Annotated in this window: 14 protein-coding genes and 1 pseudogene; 3 read left to right on the top strand and 12 right to left on the bottom strand. The window is 35.5% G+C overall.

The window, feature by feature from the left end; genetic code table 11:
• Positions 1-23: 23 nt before the first annotated feature.
• Positions 24-632, bottom strand: a complete 609-nt coding sequence (locus EGX73_RS11005) for a superoxide dismutase (protein ID WP_003126946.1) — start codon at positions 630-632, stop codon at positions 24-26.
• Between the two features lie 75 nt (positions 633-707).
• Positions 708-1,151 (bottom strand): GtrA family protein, encoded by a 444-nt coding sequence (locus EGX73_RS11000; protein WP_005472254.1) that lies wholly within the window; start codon positions 1,149-1,151, stop codon positions 708-710.
• A 134-nt stretch (positions 1,152-1,285) separates the two neighbouring features.
• On the opposite strand from EGX73_RS11000, the gene EGX73_RS10995 reads away from it, so the two are divergent.
• Together EGX73_RS10995 and EGX73_RS10990 are read left to right on the top strand one after the other, a co-directional pair.
• Positions 1,286-2,095 carry a DUF1189 domain-containing protein gene (locus EGX73_RS10995; protein WP_123866945.1) on the top strand — a complete coding sequence of 270 codons (810 nt, stop codon included), beginning with the start codon at positions 1,286-1,288 and terminating at the stop codon, positions 2,093-2,095.
• Between the two features lie 80 nt (positions 2,096-2,175).
• A complete protein-coding gene (locus EGX73_RS10990; RefSeq protein ID WP_003126942.1) occupies positions 2,176-3,126 on the top strand; it encodes a phosphoglycerate dehydrogenase in 951 nt (316 codons plus the stop codon).
• Positions 3,127-3,160: 34 nt separating this feature from the next.
• Here EGX73_RS10990 and EGX73_RS10985 read toward each other — a convergent pair whose 3' ends face one another.
• The 10 genes from EGX73_RS10985 to EGX73_RS10940 form a co-directional block, all read right to left on the bottom strand.
• The gene (locus EGX73_RS10985) at positions 3,161-4,093 is read right to left on the bottom strand and encodes a glycosyltransferase family 2 protein (protein ID WP_003126941.1); all 933 of its coding nucleotides are present in this window, start codon (positions 4,091-4,093) and stop codon (positions 3,161-3,163) included.
• Positions 4,094-4,196: 103 nt separating this feature from the next.
• Positions 4,197-4,493, bottom strand: a complete 297-nt coding sequence (locus EGX73_RS10980; RefSeq protein ID WP_034704656.1) for a HesB/YadR/YfhF family protein — start codon at positions 4,491-4,493, stop codon at positions 4,197-4,199.
• Between the two features lie 12 nt (positions 4,494-4,505).
• The gene (locus EGX73_RS10975; protein WP_003126939.1) at positions 4,506-5,171 is read right to left on the bottom strand and encodes a TrkA family potassium uptake protein; all 666 of its coding nucleotides are present in this window, start codon (positions 5,169-5,171) and stop codon (positions 4,506-4,508) included.
• A gap of 90 nt (positions 5,172-5,261) precedes the next feature.
• Positions 5,262-5,891, bottom strand: a complete 630-nt coding sequence (locus EGX73_RS10970; RefSeq protein WP_003126938.1) for a response regulator transcription factor — start codon at positions 5,889-5,891, stop codon at positions 5,262-5,264.
• A gap of 2 nt (positions 5,892-5,893) precedes the next feature.
• Entirely contained in the window at positions 5,894-6,961 is a 1,068-nt protein-coding gene (locus EGX73_RS10965; RefSeq protein ID WP_003126937.1) for a sensor histidine kinase, read from the bottom strand.
• Positions 6,958-7,689: a cell wall-active antibiotics response protein LiaF gene (liaF, locus tag EGX73_RS10960; RefSeq protein WP_005472252.1), complete on the bottom strand. Its 732-nt coding sequence runs from the start codon at positions 7,687-7,689 to the stop codon at positions 6,958-6,960. The genes EGX73_RS10965 and liaF overlap by 4 nt, the downstream gene beginning before the upstream one ends.
• 150 nt (positions 7,690-7,839) lie before the next feature.
• A complete protein-coding gene (greA, locus tag EGX73_RS10955) occupies positions 7,840-8,319 on the bottom strand; it encodes a transcription elongation factor GreA (protein ID WP_003126935.1) in 480 nt (159 codons plus the stop codon).
• 111 nt (positions 8,320-8,430) lie between these two features.
• Positions 8,431-9,795 (bottom strand): endolytic transglycosylase MltG, encoded by a 1,365-nt coding sequence (gene mltG / locus EGX73_RS10950; protein WP_005472250.1) that lies wholly within the window; start codon positions 9,793-9,795, stop codon positions 8,431-8,433.
• A gap of 80 nt (positions 9,796-9,875) precedes the next feature.
• Positions 9,876-11,630, bottom strand: coding sequence for a hypothetical protein (locus EGX73_RS10945; protein ID WP_096710818.1), 1,755 nt, complete (start codon positions 11,628-11,630; stop codon positions 9,876-9,878).
• Between the two features lie 52 nt (positions 11,631-11,682).
• Positions 11,683-12,951, bottom strand: a complete 1,269-nt coding sequence (locus EGX73_RS10940) for a DUF6270 domain-containing protein (protein WP_096710817.1) — start codon at positions 12,949-12,951, stop codon at positions 11,683-11,685.
• Between the two features lie 1,223 nt (positions 12,952-14,174).
• Here EGX73_RS10940 and EGX73_RS10935 point away from each other — a divergent pair.
• Positions 14,175-15,255 (top strand): annotated as a pseudogene (locus EGX73_RS10935) (ISL3 family transposase).
• Positions 15,256-15,306 lie beyond the last annotated feature (51 nt).

Here is a 15,306-nt window from a genome sequence, read left to right as displayed (position 1 = left end):
AAAATAATTCCCTTACTTAATGATTATTTTGCTTTCGCATAAAAATCATTTACTTTATCCCAATTAACAACACTCCAGAAAGCATTGATATAATCAGGGCGTACATTTTTGTATTTCAAGTAGTAGGCATGTTCCCAAACATCTAAGCCTAAAACTGGCGTTTGACCGTCCATTAATGGTGAATCTTGGTTCGCAGTTGAAGTGATCGCTAATTTACCATCTTTGATGACTAACCAAGCCCAGCCAGAACCAAAGCGGCCAGTTGCTGCTGTTTTGAATTCTTCTTTGAAATCAGCAAAGCTGCCAAATGTTTCTTCGATGGCTTCTTTGATGGCTCCTGTTGGTTCACCACCAGCATTTGGTGCCAAGATTTCCCAGAAAAAGCTGTGATTTGCATGACCACCACCGTTATTACGGACAGCTGTTTTGATGTCTTCAGGCACCGAATCAAAATCAGCAAGTAATTCTTCAACTGATTTTTCACCTAATTCAGGATGTTTTTCAATTGCTGCATTCAAATTTGTGACGTAAGTATTGTGATGCTTGTCATGATGCAAATGCATCGTTTCTTCATCAATGTAAGGTTCTAATGCATCATAAGCATAAGGTAAATCTGGTAATGTGTAAGACATAAAAAATTCCTCCTCAGTGATAGTGATTACATAAGTAACATTATCAGATAAAAAGTGGTTCATCAAAACATATGCTTACTTTTTATCAATTTTTTTTGGTGCAAAAATCAGAAACTTGCTGAAAACATAGTTTGCTAGGACGACAACGATTTGTGTAACAAGCTTAGCGATAAAATCACCGGTTCCTAGTACGCTAATCAATAGATACATACAAGCCATATCCAATCCCAGCGAAAGGACTCTGAAGAAAAGAAACTTCCAAAAGGCAAGCCACGATTCTTTTTTTGTTTCACTTTTTGCTTCAAAGACCCAAATCTTATTCGTGAAGAATGCGAACAACACAGAAGCTGCCCAAGAAATCACATTAGCAATCATATAATGAAAATCAAAGATTTCTCTAAAGAGAAAATAAACAACTAAATTGACCAAAGTAGTTAATCCACCAAAAATTAAATACGTTAACGGCTCCCATAATTTTTTTTCTTGTAGTTTATTTTTCACATTTTTTAAACTTTCCATACTCGATCTCCAATTCTACTCATTAATCAGCAAAGAACACTTTAGAGATAATCGGACTTTTCTGTCATAAGTCCTTGTGTTCTGTTGCTGCCTTCGTTACAATTATTTTTAGTTACATAAAAGGAGTTAAACAAATGACAATCATACAAATGCTAAAAAGTGCATTTATTCGAATCCCAAATCTCAAATATGTAAAAGACGCTGCTTTTTCAAAAGTGATTCTTTTTCTACTTGGAGCTACCGTTATTTTAGCCGTACCAATCACTTTGCAAGTCAATGATATCTTTCAGGATTTCCAGCGAGATAGTCAAAAAATTGCGCAAAAAATCCCCAATTTTTCGATTGAAAATGGTCAATTAACAACGAATGGACAAGGAGAAGGGTTTATCTATCAAACCGACTCTATCATTTTTACTTTCGACCTTGAAGGAAAACGCAACGCTACCGATATTGCTTCAGATGCCACTGCAAATGTGTTGAGTGTGGGACTATTAAAAAAAGAAATTGTTGTCAGTTTCCCTGGAACAGGACTTTCCACATCATTCTTAGATACAAATCAATTAAAATTTTCTTATAATGAACCAGCATTTAATAATTTAGATGGCAAAAAGATTCGGGAAACACTGAGCAGCAATCAAATTCCTTGGTGGCTACAACTTATTGTTTTCTTAGTAGCGCTCTACCCTACATTTTTAAATTTATTAATCACATTGATCATGGGTACATTTATTGCAACTATCTATACAAAACTAAAACTTTTTTCTTACAGCTTTTTTGAAAACCTTAAGATACTAATCGTTAGTGCTGCTTTACCAACAATTTTGAGTGTGCTGATCCAACTATTCGTACCAAATTTTGATGGGACAACATTTATCTTATTCGCAGCACTGTTTCTATTCACTCAAGGCGTCAAAGGTTCGCCTAAAATCCAATTAAAAAGCTAGTAACTATCCAACCATGCATAGATCTTTGCGCATGGTTTTTTCTTTGTTCTTTGATACACTAAAATAAAGGAGGAACAAATATGACTAAATATATTTTATCTAGCAGAGAATTTCGTGATGAATTTATCACACAAATTCATGAAATCAGTGATGAATATCAGTTTATCCACTATGATGAAGCAACTTCCATCGACTGGTCAAATGTTGCAATCACGATTGGCTGGAAAGAAGAATGGGCTGGAAAGTTACTGGCTAATGCTTCTCTTGAATGGGTCCAAGCCATTTCAGCCGGTGTGGATACGCTACCTCTAGCACAGTTTGCCCAAAAGAACATCTTACTTTCTAATGGTAGCGGCATTCATGCACAATCGATCACTGATCATTTAATTGCTTTATTATTCATGGAATCCAGAGGAATTTTTACCGCCATCAAAAAACAGGCTGAAAGACAATGGCAGCCCAATGGTATTCCTTATTCATTATTATCTGATAAAGAAATACTGATCGCAGGTACAGGTAAAATTGGGCAGGCTTTAGCAAAGGCCTTAAATTTTTTTGGCACCCAACCTGTCGGCATAAATACAACGGGGCATGCCGTTGATGGTTTCAAGGAAACTTATCCACTTGAAGAGTTGATTGAACAAAGTCAGAAAGCTGATTGTGTGATTAATATCTTACCATTGACACCTGAAACTACAAGAATCTATAATAGCCATTTTTTTAATAGTATGAAATCATCCGCTTCTTTTTATAATGTTGGGCGTGGACCTAGTGTAGATACTGTAGCGTTGACAGAAGCCCTCCGCCAAAAAGAAATCGCATTTGCGGCTCTTGATGTTTTTGAAGAAGAACCTTTACCCGCAAATGATCCGCTATGGACACTGGAAAATGTGTTGATCACCCCGCATATTTCCGGGTTGACCCCACATTTTCAAAAAGCATTCATGGCCATCTTTATGGATAACTTCCGCAATTTTATCCACGAGAAAAAATTGGTTCGAAATCAAGTCGATGTAACAAAAGGGTATTGATCATCAACCAGCGCTGCTTTTTTATTCCCAAAAATTATTTTTGATCTTTTTCTGTCTCCTTTAAAATGTAAAGGGGACGTTTTTTTGTTTCCAGAAAAATTTTTCCAATATATTTTCCAATAATACCTAGACAAAGCAATTGCAAACCGCCAACAAACAATACGATACAAACTAAAGAAGGCCAGCCTGAGGTAGGATCACCAAAAATAAAAGTACGAATAATTATGAATAGCAGTGCAATTCCAGAAGCTAGACAAGACAACGCGCCAACAAAAGAAGCAATATTTAATGGCGTATCAGAAAAATTGACGATGCCATCAATCGAGTACTTGAATAAGCTCCAGAATGACCAAGAAGTTTCTCCAGCTACTCTTTCACGATTTTCGTAGGCAATGTATTCTGTATCAAAACCTACCCAACTAAAGATTCCTTTGGAGAACCGATTGTATTCAGAAAGTTCTAAAACTGCATCCACCATATTCCGACGCATTAAACGGAAATCTCGTGCGCCATTGACCATATGTGCTTCACCAATTTTGTTGATCAATGCATAAAAGGCTTCTGAAAAGAAACTACGAACTTTAGGCTCCCCTTTGCGATCGGCTCTGCGCGTTCCAACACAGTCTAATTGTTTTGTGTTGAGCAAGTCAAACATCTGAGGCAAAAGGCTTGGAGGATCTTGTAAATCTGCATCCATTACGGTAACAAAATCCCCTTTTGCTGCTTTTAAGCCAGCATACAAGGCTGCTTCTTTTCCAAAATTACGTGAAAACGAAAGGTACCGCACACTTTCTGGATGCTCTTGATGCAGCTTGCGCATCACTGCGAGTGTTTGATCGGATGACCCATCATTGATAAACAAATATTCAAAAGGCATGCCTACCTGATCTTTTACTTTTTCAGTCTCTTCAAAAAAAAGTGGTAAGCTACTCTCTTCGTTAAAGCAAGGTACGATAATTGATAACATGGTTTCATCTCCTAACGAACAGGTCTATGATCAAAGCTAGCGATATGGAATCCACTAAACTTCAGTCATAGACTCATACTGTTACATTGTATCTTTATTTTAATTAATTGTTTTCAGTAAAACTATATTTAGGTTCATCTAGCTTTTCATCGTAGTCGACTTGTAGATCATACCCTTTGAAGAACCACTCGTCGGCCTCCTCAATAAAAAAAAGCATGTCTGAAACTGTCTTTTGAACGATAGGATTTTCAGGTTTATCTACTGACATTCCTACTGAAAAACCATCATGGATCTGAGTTTTCCCATAGATTTTACCAAAAAAGCGAACGCCGCTTCCTTGGTCGACTGACAGTTCTTTTTTGAACCAATCAATTGCGGCTTCTGTAATAGTTATATTCATCATTTTTCACTCCTAATCATTCATATGTTCATCAAGAATATCCACATCATCCGTGTTCCCAATCACGAGTAGATTATCATTCTCACGCACGATCGAATCAGCTGCGGGAGACACGATCACTTGTCCAGGTCCTCGACGAATAGCAACAACGGTCAATCCATATTTTTGACGAAAATTCAAATCAAGTAAGGACCTATTAAAGAAACGCGGATTTGAGACACGAATCTCCGCCAGCGAAAATTCATCTGAAAGCTCAATATAATCCAAGATATTTTTTGATACTAGATTGTGAGCGATACGAATCCCCATATCCCGTTCTGGGTGGACAACTCGATCAGCACCAAGCTTCTCAAGAACCCGAGCATGATATTCATTTTGCGCCTTTGCTAAAACGTTCGGTACCCCCATCTCTTTGACCATCAAAGTCACAAGAATACTTGCTTGGATATCTTCACCGATTGCTACGATCACATGGTCGAAATTACGAATTCCTAATGAGCGCAACGTCATTTCATCCTGTGCATTGCCCACCACCGCATGGGTAGCAATATTCATATACTCATTGACCCGATCCTCATTGCTGTCAATGGCTAATACTTCTTGTCCGGATTCTATCAATGTTCGACAAATACTGCCGCCGAACCTTCCAAGACCAATAATCGCGTAATTCTGCTTCACATTAAACGCTCCTTTACCTTACAAATCCTACTCTAGTATATCAAAAACCTCCTCAACTGACTATGAGGAGGTACCCTTATGATGAGATTCTTATTTTGTCAAGCCATGCTTAAAGGCATAAATAGTTGCTTGTGTTCGATCTTCCACTTCTAGTTTCGACAATATATTTGATACATGGGTTTTAACCGTTTTGAGTGTAATAAACAACTCATCCGCAATCTCCTGATTACTTTTCCCTTCAGCAATCAAAAGCAGCACTTCTTTTTCCCGATTTGTCAGATCATCATGTAAAATCGGCGTGCGATTTGTTAAACGATCCATCATTTTCGTTGTTACTTCCGGTTCCAACACCCGCTCGCCTCTTTGAGTCGCACGAATGGCATCCGCAATTTCATGTGCAGTGGATGTTTTTAACAAATAACCGGCAGCACCAGCTTCAATTGCAGGATATACTTTCTCGTCATCAATAAAACTAGTAACTATGATGATTTTTGCTTCCGGCCAATCTGCTAGAATGGCTTTGGTTGCCTCAATGCCATCCATTTCATCCATCACTAAATCCATCAAGATGACATCGGGACGTAAAGACAATGCCTTTTCGTAGCCGATTTTGCCATTTTCAGCTTCTCCAATCACCTCTATATCTTCTTGAATGGATAAGTAGGAAGAAACCCCCAAACGTACCATTTCGTGGTCATCTACTAACAAAACGTTGATCATTTTTATGCCTCCTTAAGCAGCGGGATTTTTATTTCAATACTTGTTCCTTGATTTTTAAAACTGATAATCTTTAATGTGCCGCCAACGGCACTGATTCGCTCACGGATATTCATCAGCCCATAACTGCCAGCTTTTTGATTGTCGACATCGAATCCTACACCATCGTCGATCACGCGCAACAGCACGTTGTGTTCAATATGATTCAAGTAGACTTCAAGTTCATCCGCTTTGGCATGACGCAGTGTATTCGATAGTAATTCTTGAATCACTCGAAATAATTGGTCTTCTATAGAGCTTGGCATAGTAAACTCTTCGATATCCCATTTCAAGGATATCTTGATTTTTGTTTCCAATTCTTTTAATAATTGCTCGATTCCTTGTTTGAGGCTTTTCCCTTCCAATGTGACCGGACGCAGGTGTAACAATAACGCTCGCATCTCAGACTGCGAAGCATTGATGATGTCCGTTACCATAGCCAATTGCTTCTTTTGCATTTCCGGGGCATCGTCCCGGATGGCTTGTTCGTTTAATGCGGACATCATCATCATTGCGGCAAATAATTGTTGTGAAACTGAATCATGCAATTCTCGGGCCAAACGATGTCGTTCGGCTTCAAGGATTTCTTCTTTTGTACTGCCATCCACTAGCTGCGGCCGAGCATTTAATTGTTGAAGCTCACTTGACATATCTTTCATTTTGACCTGTAATTTCCTGATGTCTCGATCGACATCTTCAATCAACCGATTTTCTTGCGCATGAGGGATAGGTGTGTCAAGTAGTGGACTATCAATATCTCCATTTGAAAGCAATCGCAGCTTCTCTTCGATTGGCCCGTATTGGCGGTTTCTGAAAAGAGAAATCAATAGAAAGACAGCCAGGCCCACCATCAGCGAAACAACTAATAAATGAAAAATGATCGGTATAAAGAATAGTTTGATCTGAAAGACTTCTAGCAGCCAATTCTTCTTTCCACTAGCATAAAGATACGAAAAAAGAATCAAGATCATCATCAAAAAACTAGTGACCGCACTATAAAAAGCGATCATTCCTCGAGAAAATTTAGCAATCATACCCGAATCACCTCGATATCCCCAATCAAAGTGTTCGTTAAAATTTTTAGTCGGCGGGTGTTTTCCTCATAATCCGGACTGTAGATCGTAACTTTCTCATTCTTCAGACCTGTTGACTCGCCTTCGAAAATCACTGTACCGATAAAGGTGCTATGTTCCATTTTGATAGCAACCCCAGCAGGGACTAAAATTCTCGTGCGACCGAATCCCTTACGGACGATTACGATATTTTCTTTTTTCGGCAACAATGTGTTTCCCAAGTCAATGATCGTATCTCCAGAAAAGATGTCGATATTGATATCATCCCATTCATACACTTGATTCCCGATCCGCTCATTGCCGATCCATTGTTGTTTCGTTTTATGAGGATGAAACTGCTTTGGTTCTTCTGTTTCTAAAATGATCATTTGTTTTTTGCGCCAAAATGTGTTTTTTGTAAAATCTACACCAGTGATTTCCACACCTTTCAATCCAATAAAAAGGATCGCAAAAATCAACATCAGCCACAAAGCCGGACTATTTAAAAGACTGATAAAGATGGCGATACCACCGGTAACCATCAAAAAATTATTAAAATTTGTTTTACGTTCTCTGCGAGAAACAAAGTAGATCGTCACAACACCTAAAATCAATAAAATCAATAACGGTGGATTCGATAAAATTTGCCAGACCGCAAATAGAAATAATAATGCTTCTACGACAAAGAAAAAACGCCAAGGGCTTTTCATGTAAGCTCCTCCTCCCAATGATTCTATTTTATCATAACGGATTCTTCGATGGCATACATCCGTCGCGAGTCCGAAAAAAGATCCTGATTGGTCCTTTTCTCTTTGAGAAAGTGATCATCAGGATCTTCTGCTTAGACTTTTACGAAAAAATCAGCTTTTTTTCACTTCTGTGATTTTCACCAGCATATCTCCGCCTGGTGTTGAAATTGTTACTTCATCATTGATTTTTTTACCAATCAATGCACGAGCGATCGGTGAATCGTTTGAGATTTTACCAGAAAATGGATCCGCTTCTGCACTCCCAACTATTGTATATTCTTCTTCATCTCCATCAGGTAATTCAATGAACGTGACGGTTTTTCCGATCGATACTTCATCATTGTCTACGCCTTCATTATCAATGATCTCAGCAAAACGGATCATATTTTCTAATGTGGTGATACGCCCTTCTACAAAGGCTTGTTCATCTTTTGCGGATTCGTATTCAGAGTTCTCAGAAAGATCTCCAAAGCTGCGGGCAACTTTGATTCTTTCAATGATTTCTCCACGTTTGACTGTCTTTAATTCTTCTAATTCCTGCTCTAATTTTTCTTTTCCTTCTAATGTCATTGGGTATACTTTTTCTACCATTTTAATTTCTCCTTTTAACTTCGTATCAACTGCAAAAGGTAATCTTTTGCGAATAGTCCACAAAAGATTACCATGGTTTTTTTTAAATGTAAACTAATATCCTAATAAAAATTAATTCGAAGTATTGTTTACATATTTTTCAACTAAACGCATATGTTCATCATAGGTTTCTGCAAAATAGACTTCTTGCGTATTGATGTCTGCCACAAAATAATAGTAATTATTTGGTGTTGGTTCCAACACTGCTTTGATAGATTGCTCACTTGGATTATTGAATGGTCCTGGACCATATCCTGTGTTGACATACAAATTGTATGGTGAGTCTACTTGAGTATCTTCGTAAGTTACCAACTCTTTATGCTCGCCTAACGCATAGAGAATAGAAATATCTGACTGCAATGGCATATCCACTGCCAGACGGTTAAAGAAGACTTGGGCAATGTTCTTACGGTCATCTTCTTTACTACCTTCTTTTTCGACAAGAGAAGCCAAGGTCAACACTTCTTGCACTGTCATTTCTTTTTCTGCGATCTGATCGTAATATTTAGACATAACAGTATTTGTTTTATCGATCATTTGGGTCACAACTTCTTCTAAAGTGTTTCCTTTATAATAGTCATAAGTTGCCGGGAAGAGATATCCTTCTAACTTGTAGCGAACGCCTTCTGCTTTTGCCGCGCTATCCAACAACTCTGGATATGCTTCATGCATTTTATTAAAGAAGGTGTCATCTTTCATTAAAGCTAAGAAATCATCTTTCGAGATACTTGTTGCTTTGGCAAGCGCATCTCCGATTTGGTCTATATCATACCCTTCAGGAATCGTCACTTTCGCATCTGATGTCACTGACCCTTCTCCTTGCTGTAACTGGGCACTAATTTCATCCAGAGTCATACTTGGAGAAAACTGATAATTACCAGCTTGGAAACCAGTCAGATTATTAAATTTCGTATAATAATTAAAGATCATACCACTTTTGATGATCTTATCTTTTTCTAAAATCTCGCCAATCATTTTATTTGATGATCCGCTTGGAATCTCAACAGCAACTTTTTCTGTTTTTTCTGGATCTAACGGCTGCAATCCTGAAGTGACATATCGATAGACTGAAAAACCAAGGACGCCGCCAATAACGATTAATGCGATTACAACAATTGTGACGATGCGATTGACGATACGGTCTTCTCTTTTCCGCTGTAACTTACGAACGGTATCTGACTTTTCATCTAAACCAGCTTCTTCCTTTTTAGGAGCTGAACGCTTCGCTTTTTGAGCGTTTTTTTGAACAGTTTTATTTTTGATTTGGCCCTTTTGGATACTGCTCTGCTTTTTTGTACTGCGGGTCGCAGAGCGACTTTCTATAGGTTCCTCAACAGATGATCGCTTTTGTTCAGACGATTCGTTGGTTTGAGGTTTTTTCAAAGCACCTAAAACTTCGTCTTTGAAGGACTTCTCTTCTGGATGTTGTTTACTCAAAACAACTCCTCCTAACTTTCGTAATACTGACTTGTACCATTATACACGAAAGTTAGGAGGAGATAAATGATTTTCGTATATTAAGATGTTTTCCTACTTAGATTATATATTACTTTGCATATACCGCGACCTAGTATAAAGAGAGTTAATATAGCAATTGTTGCAATAGCAATGATAATGGATATTGCGACAAATTTGGGAGTTTCATATTTTATTTTCAAAATATTTTCTCCTTCTTGCGATTTAATTTGTATGGTACCAATCTCACTAACCTTAGGGTGTATAACCTCTCCATTATATTCTACAATCGTGTTCTCATATTTTATAATAGGGACATTAATTTCTTCGGCCTTTTTACTAGACCATGTTACAAGTAATCCACCATCAATTATCGTTTTATTAAAATTTTCATTCGGCGTTACAACGTATTTCCAATATTGAGTGTATGGAGCAAATGATCTAAACTCATCATTTGTAAGTTTCTCTTTGATTGGAAGATAGTCTGATGTTCCTTTTTGAATAACTTCTAATACTTTATTTAAATCTGAACTATTAATAATTGCTCTTAGCCGATCAGGTTCAATTTCATTTCTACTTTTGTTATTTGTGGCCAGCACACTATTGGAATTCCACAAATCCATTCTCTTAATAATTTTGTTTTGTGCAGAAGAAACTGAAATAACTGTTAATATACTCAGTATAATAAGTAAATTTTTACTTTTGAACTGTTTTACAGATAAACCAAAAGCAATTGGTAATAAAATAAGTGGAATCGTTAATATTCTGTAAGGAAACTGCAGGAAATTTTCCAAGACTGGAAATAATGTAGTCACAAATTTCCATGGAAAAAAACGACTTGAGATAAAAAGGAAAATAGCACCGCAAAAAGTAAGTATCTTATTTGTTTTAGTAATCATTGACCAGTTAAAGCAAACTAGAAATAGTTGAACTAGAAATAATACTGTTAAAACCACTCCTAAGTCAGCCATAGCATTCGTATCGTTTACTGAAAAAAAAACTGCATTTCTCATTAAATCTCTCGGGGCAGTTTGAATAATTATATTGTTTTTCGTAATATGGAAAAGGCTTAACCAGACATTCAAGCTACTGAGTATAGATAAGGACACGGAGAAAAAAAGATTTAAAACAAAAATAAGTTTTTCCTTACAACTTATAAATGTAATAATTATAAACGGACTTAAAGCGATTGTTACTAGCAATGAAGAAAAGAAGTGGGTCTGTAGTAATATTCCCATACTTAATCCCAATCCTACAATTGAAAACTTATTTTTTTTATTGGTCATCATTTCAATTCCATAATAAAGAACATAAGGTAAAACCATATTTCCTATCCCATTAAATGATCCATTCAAATTCCATGACATCGTTAGTGTAGATGTCATGTAAATGCACCCAATCAAAAATGATAAATAAATATTTAAATCACATTTTTCCGCTATCCTATAAACACCGAAGGCTCCTATAACATTAACTAAAAAAGATGTAATTAACTGAAATTTGAGCCAGCTTCCTGCCAATAGCAATATGAATCCCATAAAATAGGCCATTCCCGGACCATATACAGCATTTATTACTCGAGCAGATTGCTGAAAACCAAAAAGTGAAATGAAGTAGCTATAATTTCCCGTCTTGATTTGCATCATTGTATCATAAAAACGATTCATGTGAAAAACGGAGTCATATCCAAGTACAAAACCTTTCTCAAAAATCTCAGAGCTTTGAATAAGTAATGAGATAATAGCAAAAAGGAAAAATACCCATAGAGATGTAGGAATTTTTTTCGAAATTTGATGAATTATATTTATTTTAAACACCCCTTAACTAAATGACCTAATAATTCATTCATATTAAAAACTAAGCAATTCTTTAAGAATTAAGCAATTGATTCTTAACAATCAATTTTGGATTTTTCCACTTAATTACTCCACTTTCTTTTGAGGAAAAGCCAATTTTCAAAAAATTACTTTGTTTAAATGTTAGATTTAACTTGACTTCAAACCAGCGATTTACTTTATAATTTGTTAAATCTTTTAATTTGATATTTTGATGACTCAATGCATCCTTTGCCTGTACCTGTTCTGAATTTCTAAACTCTCTAAAAGAGAAAATAATATTTTCTTCAGACATTCCCTTTTCTACAAAAACCTTACAACAAAACATAAACGAAAGATTAGTACTTGCTAGTTGTATACCTTGAGTCCAATTAGCAACAAAATCTTCTTTTAAATGTGGACAATTGAATTGAAGCTGTCCTTCCACACTAACGTAATAAGGGGATTTAAATGACCAAGCTAGGAAAGAATCTCTATTTCTCATATTTTCTAATAAGTCCATCTTTTTAGGAGAATAGTGTAAGTTGGAGTTTTTGATCCGGTAATCTTCAATCACAGTTGTTAGTAATTGATCGTTGAAGTCAGTATAATAATCATCTTGAAAATGTAAATACCATGGTCCCCATATATGATTCAAATTCAAGTAATATCTCTTTTCAAAAGATAAGACTTTTGCTTTGGGACATAGATGTATAAAAACCTGATTAAAAGTGTCTAACAGATTATTAATATCATCAATTTCAAAATCTTCATCACCAAGATAATTCTTTAGTGATGCCATTTCATTTTTATCATCAAAATAACTATCTTCAAGTTTCTTAGGATTTAAAATAAGTTTAGTATTTGGTAGATATTTATCTAAAAAAGAAAGTAATCTTTTTACACCAGATTGCCACTTTTCTAAATATACATCTGGGTTATTAAAAAAGTTTATCTCCTCATCAAGTTTCCCATATATACAAGATTGTTTCAGAATAGACGTTTTATTCGTTAACCATGTATTCTTATATTTTACAGCACCAAACATAGCATCACCATAGAAATCTATTATTAAATAATCAGGCTGCCCTAAGATTAAACTATTCCAAAATGATTTTGACAATTCACTTCTAATTTGTTGCTTCGCAAATGGAGATAGTTTTGAATCAACAAATAACTCATCGTTTTCTCTATATGCTTCTGATGCTAAAGAAATCATTGAAATTTGATTTTGATGAAAGACCGGTTTGAAATATTTCTTGTAGTCTGGAAATATTTTGGAATTAAACAAATCGCGAGAGTAGCAAGCTCCAATAATAGCCATTCTTAGTTTCTCCATTTTTTATACCTCAATCCTAATATTATCTGTTTTATTCTATCACAACAAAAGACCATAATTAAGAAAAAAGTTTTCCACAACAAAGACATAAAAAGAAGTTTTTTTAATTTAGTATTGAAGCAATCATTCAAGATAATATATCAAATTAGAAGGTTTGTGAGTATCTTACTTTTAAGTTCTAAAACTTATTTATAAATATAAGCAACAATTTTGAAATCGAAAACAATTGAATTCGCCACTTCATAATAAATTGAGTTTAAAATTTTCTAGAATCTAACAAAAAAATACACTATCTCTTATTTCAAGATTAATTAAAAATTATAGGAAGCCTAAATTAGTTAGATATTTTATTATAGATTATTTTTGGAAAAAGCATCATTTTCATAAAATAAAACGATTAACCAAAACTTTATGAATTATAATTAATGTAATAACTAATTTAAAGTAACATCGTTAAAAATAAATTATTAACAATGATAGAAATAGTTGCAACTTCAATAAACAAATTCCTTAAGTTAGGATCGATCTTCTTCAAGCAAAAAATCCTAACCACCTTTCAAAACGGTGGTTTACTTTGAGGCTATATATCTAATAATAGCCAGTGTTTTATGGTTCTTTTCCCTCTTAGATATCTATGAAATTTCAAACACCTATTTTGGTCGGAATACTTAGCAATAGAGGTACATGATCTGGCATTCGACGATCTTCACCTTGTAACTGCATGGACGGCTGATTATTTCTTGCAAATTAGTTCTATATTGATTATATATTATTTTGCTTCTATACTTTAGAATAATTACACCATGTTATTAACGTACTCATTTTGCATGGGCTAAGAACTATTAGACTTAATAGCCATTCGAATCTCTCCCTTTGGTTACCATGTGGCCTGAGCATCTACATTTTTAACACGCATGAAGTCATTTTAGTAAAAAAATTTATTTTCCTCCCGAATAGTAGGTGTTTTTTGGTTTCTCCCACTCTGCATGCTCAACTGGGTCTAAAGACAGAAATAGAACCAGTTAAACAATTTGCTTAACTGGTTCTGACAGTTTTACATTTTAATAATAAAGGCTCTATAATTTATGGGGCTGATGAATCAGAATTGATTCTTCAGCCCCATTTTCATTTTAGATATTAAAAAACATATCGTTCTCTAGTATGATTAAATCACGACAAAATAAACAACTGAGAGGACGATATGCTATATGAATGATTCTATCAAAAAATGCTGCTATTAATAGATAAAGACTTGATGATTACAGAGATTTCTTAAGAGATCTTTAAAAAGGAAAAGACATTGATCGTTAATGCCATTCTCTCGCCTGCACCTCATACTTGTAGAAGTTGTGGTTCTACTGTGGTAGATCGAAATGGGAAAGCAATTATAGTGAAAAATGGGAAGAAGGGAACGATAGTCCGCTTTGAGCAATAAAATCATATGCCTATGGTTATGCGCTAAAAAAAGCAGCGCTACACCTGTAAAAACTGTCGAACCTATTGGACGGCTCAAAGTTATTTTGTCCGCCCCAGACATTCAATCGCGAATCATGTTCGATATAAAATTGCTTCTTTACTGATTGAAAAAGTATCTTTATCTTTTATTTCGAAACGTTGTCAGGTATCTTTGACCACCGTTATTCGTACATTGAAAGAGTTTAAAAGCTATTTACCAAAGCCTTCTAAGAGGATTCTCCCCAGAGTATTGATGGTTGATGAATTTCGTTCGCACACTTCCATAGAAGATAAAATGAGCTTTATTTGCGCAGATGGCGAAACAGGAAGGTTAATTGATGGCTTGCCTACGCGTAAATTACCTCGATTAACAAGCTATTTCTTAGGCTGCACCAATCCTGAAGAAGTAAAATTTTTAGTCACAGACATGAACGCCGCCTACTTCCAGCTCACCAAGCGTGTTCTACCAAATGCGAAAGTAGTAATTGATCGGTTTCATATTATCAAACACATGAATCAAGCGTTCAATGAGTTGCGTATTCCTTTTTTCATGAATTAGTTGAAGCCTTTCGAGGCAAAGACCCTAACTTGTTTTTCTCCTTGTTGGCAGAACTTCCCGAAACGTTAGACAACGGCTTTCGGGAAAAGCTTCAAAATCTTCTGACCTACGAAGAAGGCATCACCAATGCGATGATCTATCCCTACTCCAATGGAAAAATAGAAGCGAAGAATACCCACATAAAGACAATGAAAAGAGAATCCTATGGATTTAAATCATTTGAGAACATGAGAATTAGAATTTTTTTGGTCAATCAATTAATCAAAGTGAGATAACAAAAAATCCGAGTCAGAATAAGGTTCATTCTGACCCAGATTTGATTTTAC

Source organism: Enterococcus sp. FDAARGOS_553 (assembly GCF_003812305.1).
GTDB classification, from domain to species: Bacteria; Bacillota; Bacilli; order Lactobacillales; family Enterococcaceae; genus Enterococcus_D; species Enterococcus_D gallinarum.
This window is presented reverse-complemented; position numbering and strand designations above follow the sequence as displayed.

Excerpts from the sequence above, each read along its gene's own strand:
- EGX73_RS10980 (WP_034704656.1), bottom strand. The coding sequence starts at position 4,493 with ATGAATATAACTATTACAGAAGCCGCAATTGATTGGTTCAAAAAAGAA.
- liaF (WP_005472252.1), bottom strand. The coding sequence starts at position 7,689 with ATGAAAAGCCCTTGGCGTTTTTTCTTTGTCGTAGAAGCATTATTATTT.
- EGX73_RS10940 (WP_096710817.1), bottom strand. The coding sequence starts at position 12,951 with ATGGCTATTATTGGAGCTTGCTACTCTCGCGATTTGTTTAATTCCAAA.
- EGX73_RS10970 (WP_003126938.1), bottom strand. The coding sequence starts at position 5,891 with ATGATCAACGTTTTGTTAGTAGATGACCACGAAATGGTACGTTTGGGG.
- EGX73_RS11005 (WP_003126946.1), bottom strand. The coding sequence starts at position 632 with ATGTCTTACACATTACCAGATTTACCTTATGCTTATGATGCATTAGAA.
- greA (WP_003126935.1), bottom strand. The coding sequence starts at position 8,319 with ATGGTAGAAAAAGTATACCCAATGACATTAGAAGGAAAAGAAAAATTA.
- EGX73_RS10990 (WP_003126942.1), top strand. The coding sequence starts at position 2,176 with ATGACTAAATATATTTTATCTAGCAGAGAATTTCGTGATGAATTTATC.
- EGX73_RS10965 (WP_003126937.1), bottom strand. The coding sequence starts at position 6,961 with ATGATTGCTAAATTTTCTCGAGGAATGATCGCTTTTTATAGTGCGGTC.
- EGX73_RS11000 (WP_005472254.1), bottom strand. The coding sequence starts at position 1,151 with ATGGAAAGTTTAAAAAATGTGAAAAATAAACTACAAGAAAAAAAATTA.
- EGX73_RS10995 (WP_123866945.1), top strand. The coding sequence starts at position 1,286 with ATGACAATCATACAAATGCTAAAAAGTGCATTTATTCGAATCCCAAAT.
- EGX73_RS10985 (WP_003126941.1), bottom strand. The coding sequence starts at position 4,093 with ATGTTATCAATTATCGTACCTTGCTTTAACGAAGAGAGTAGCTTACCA.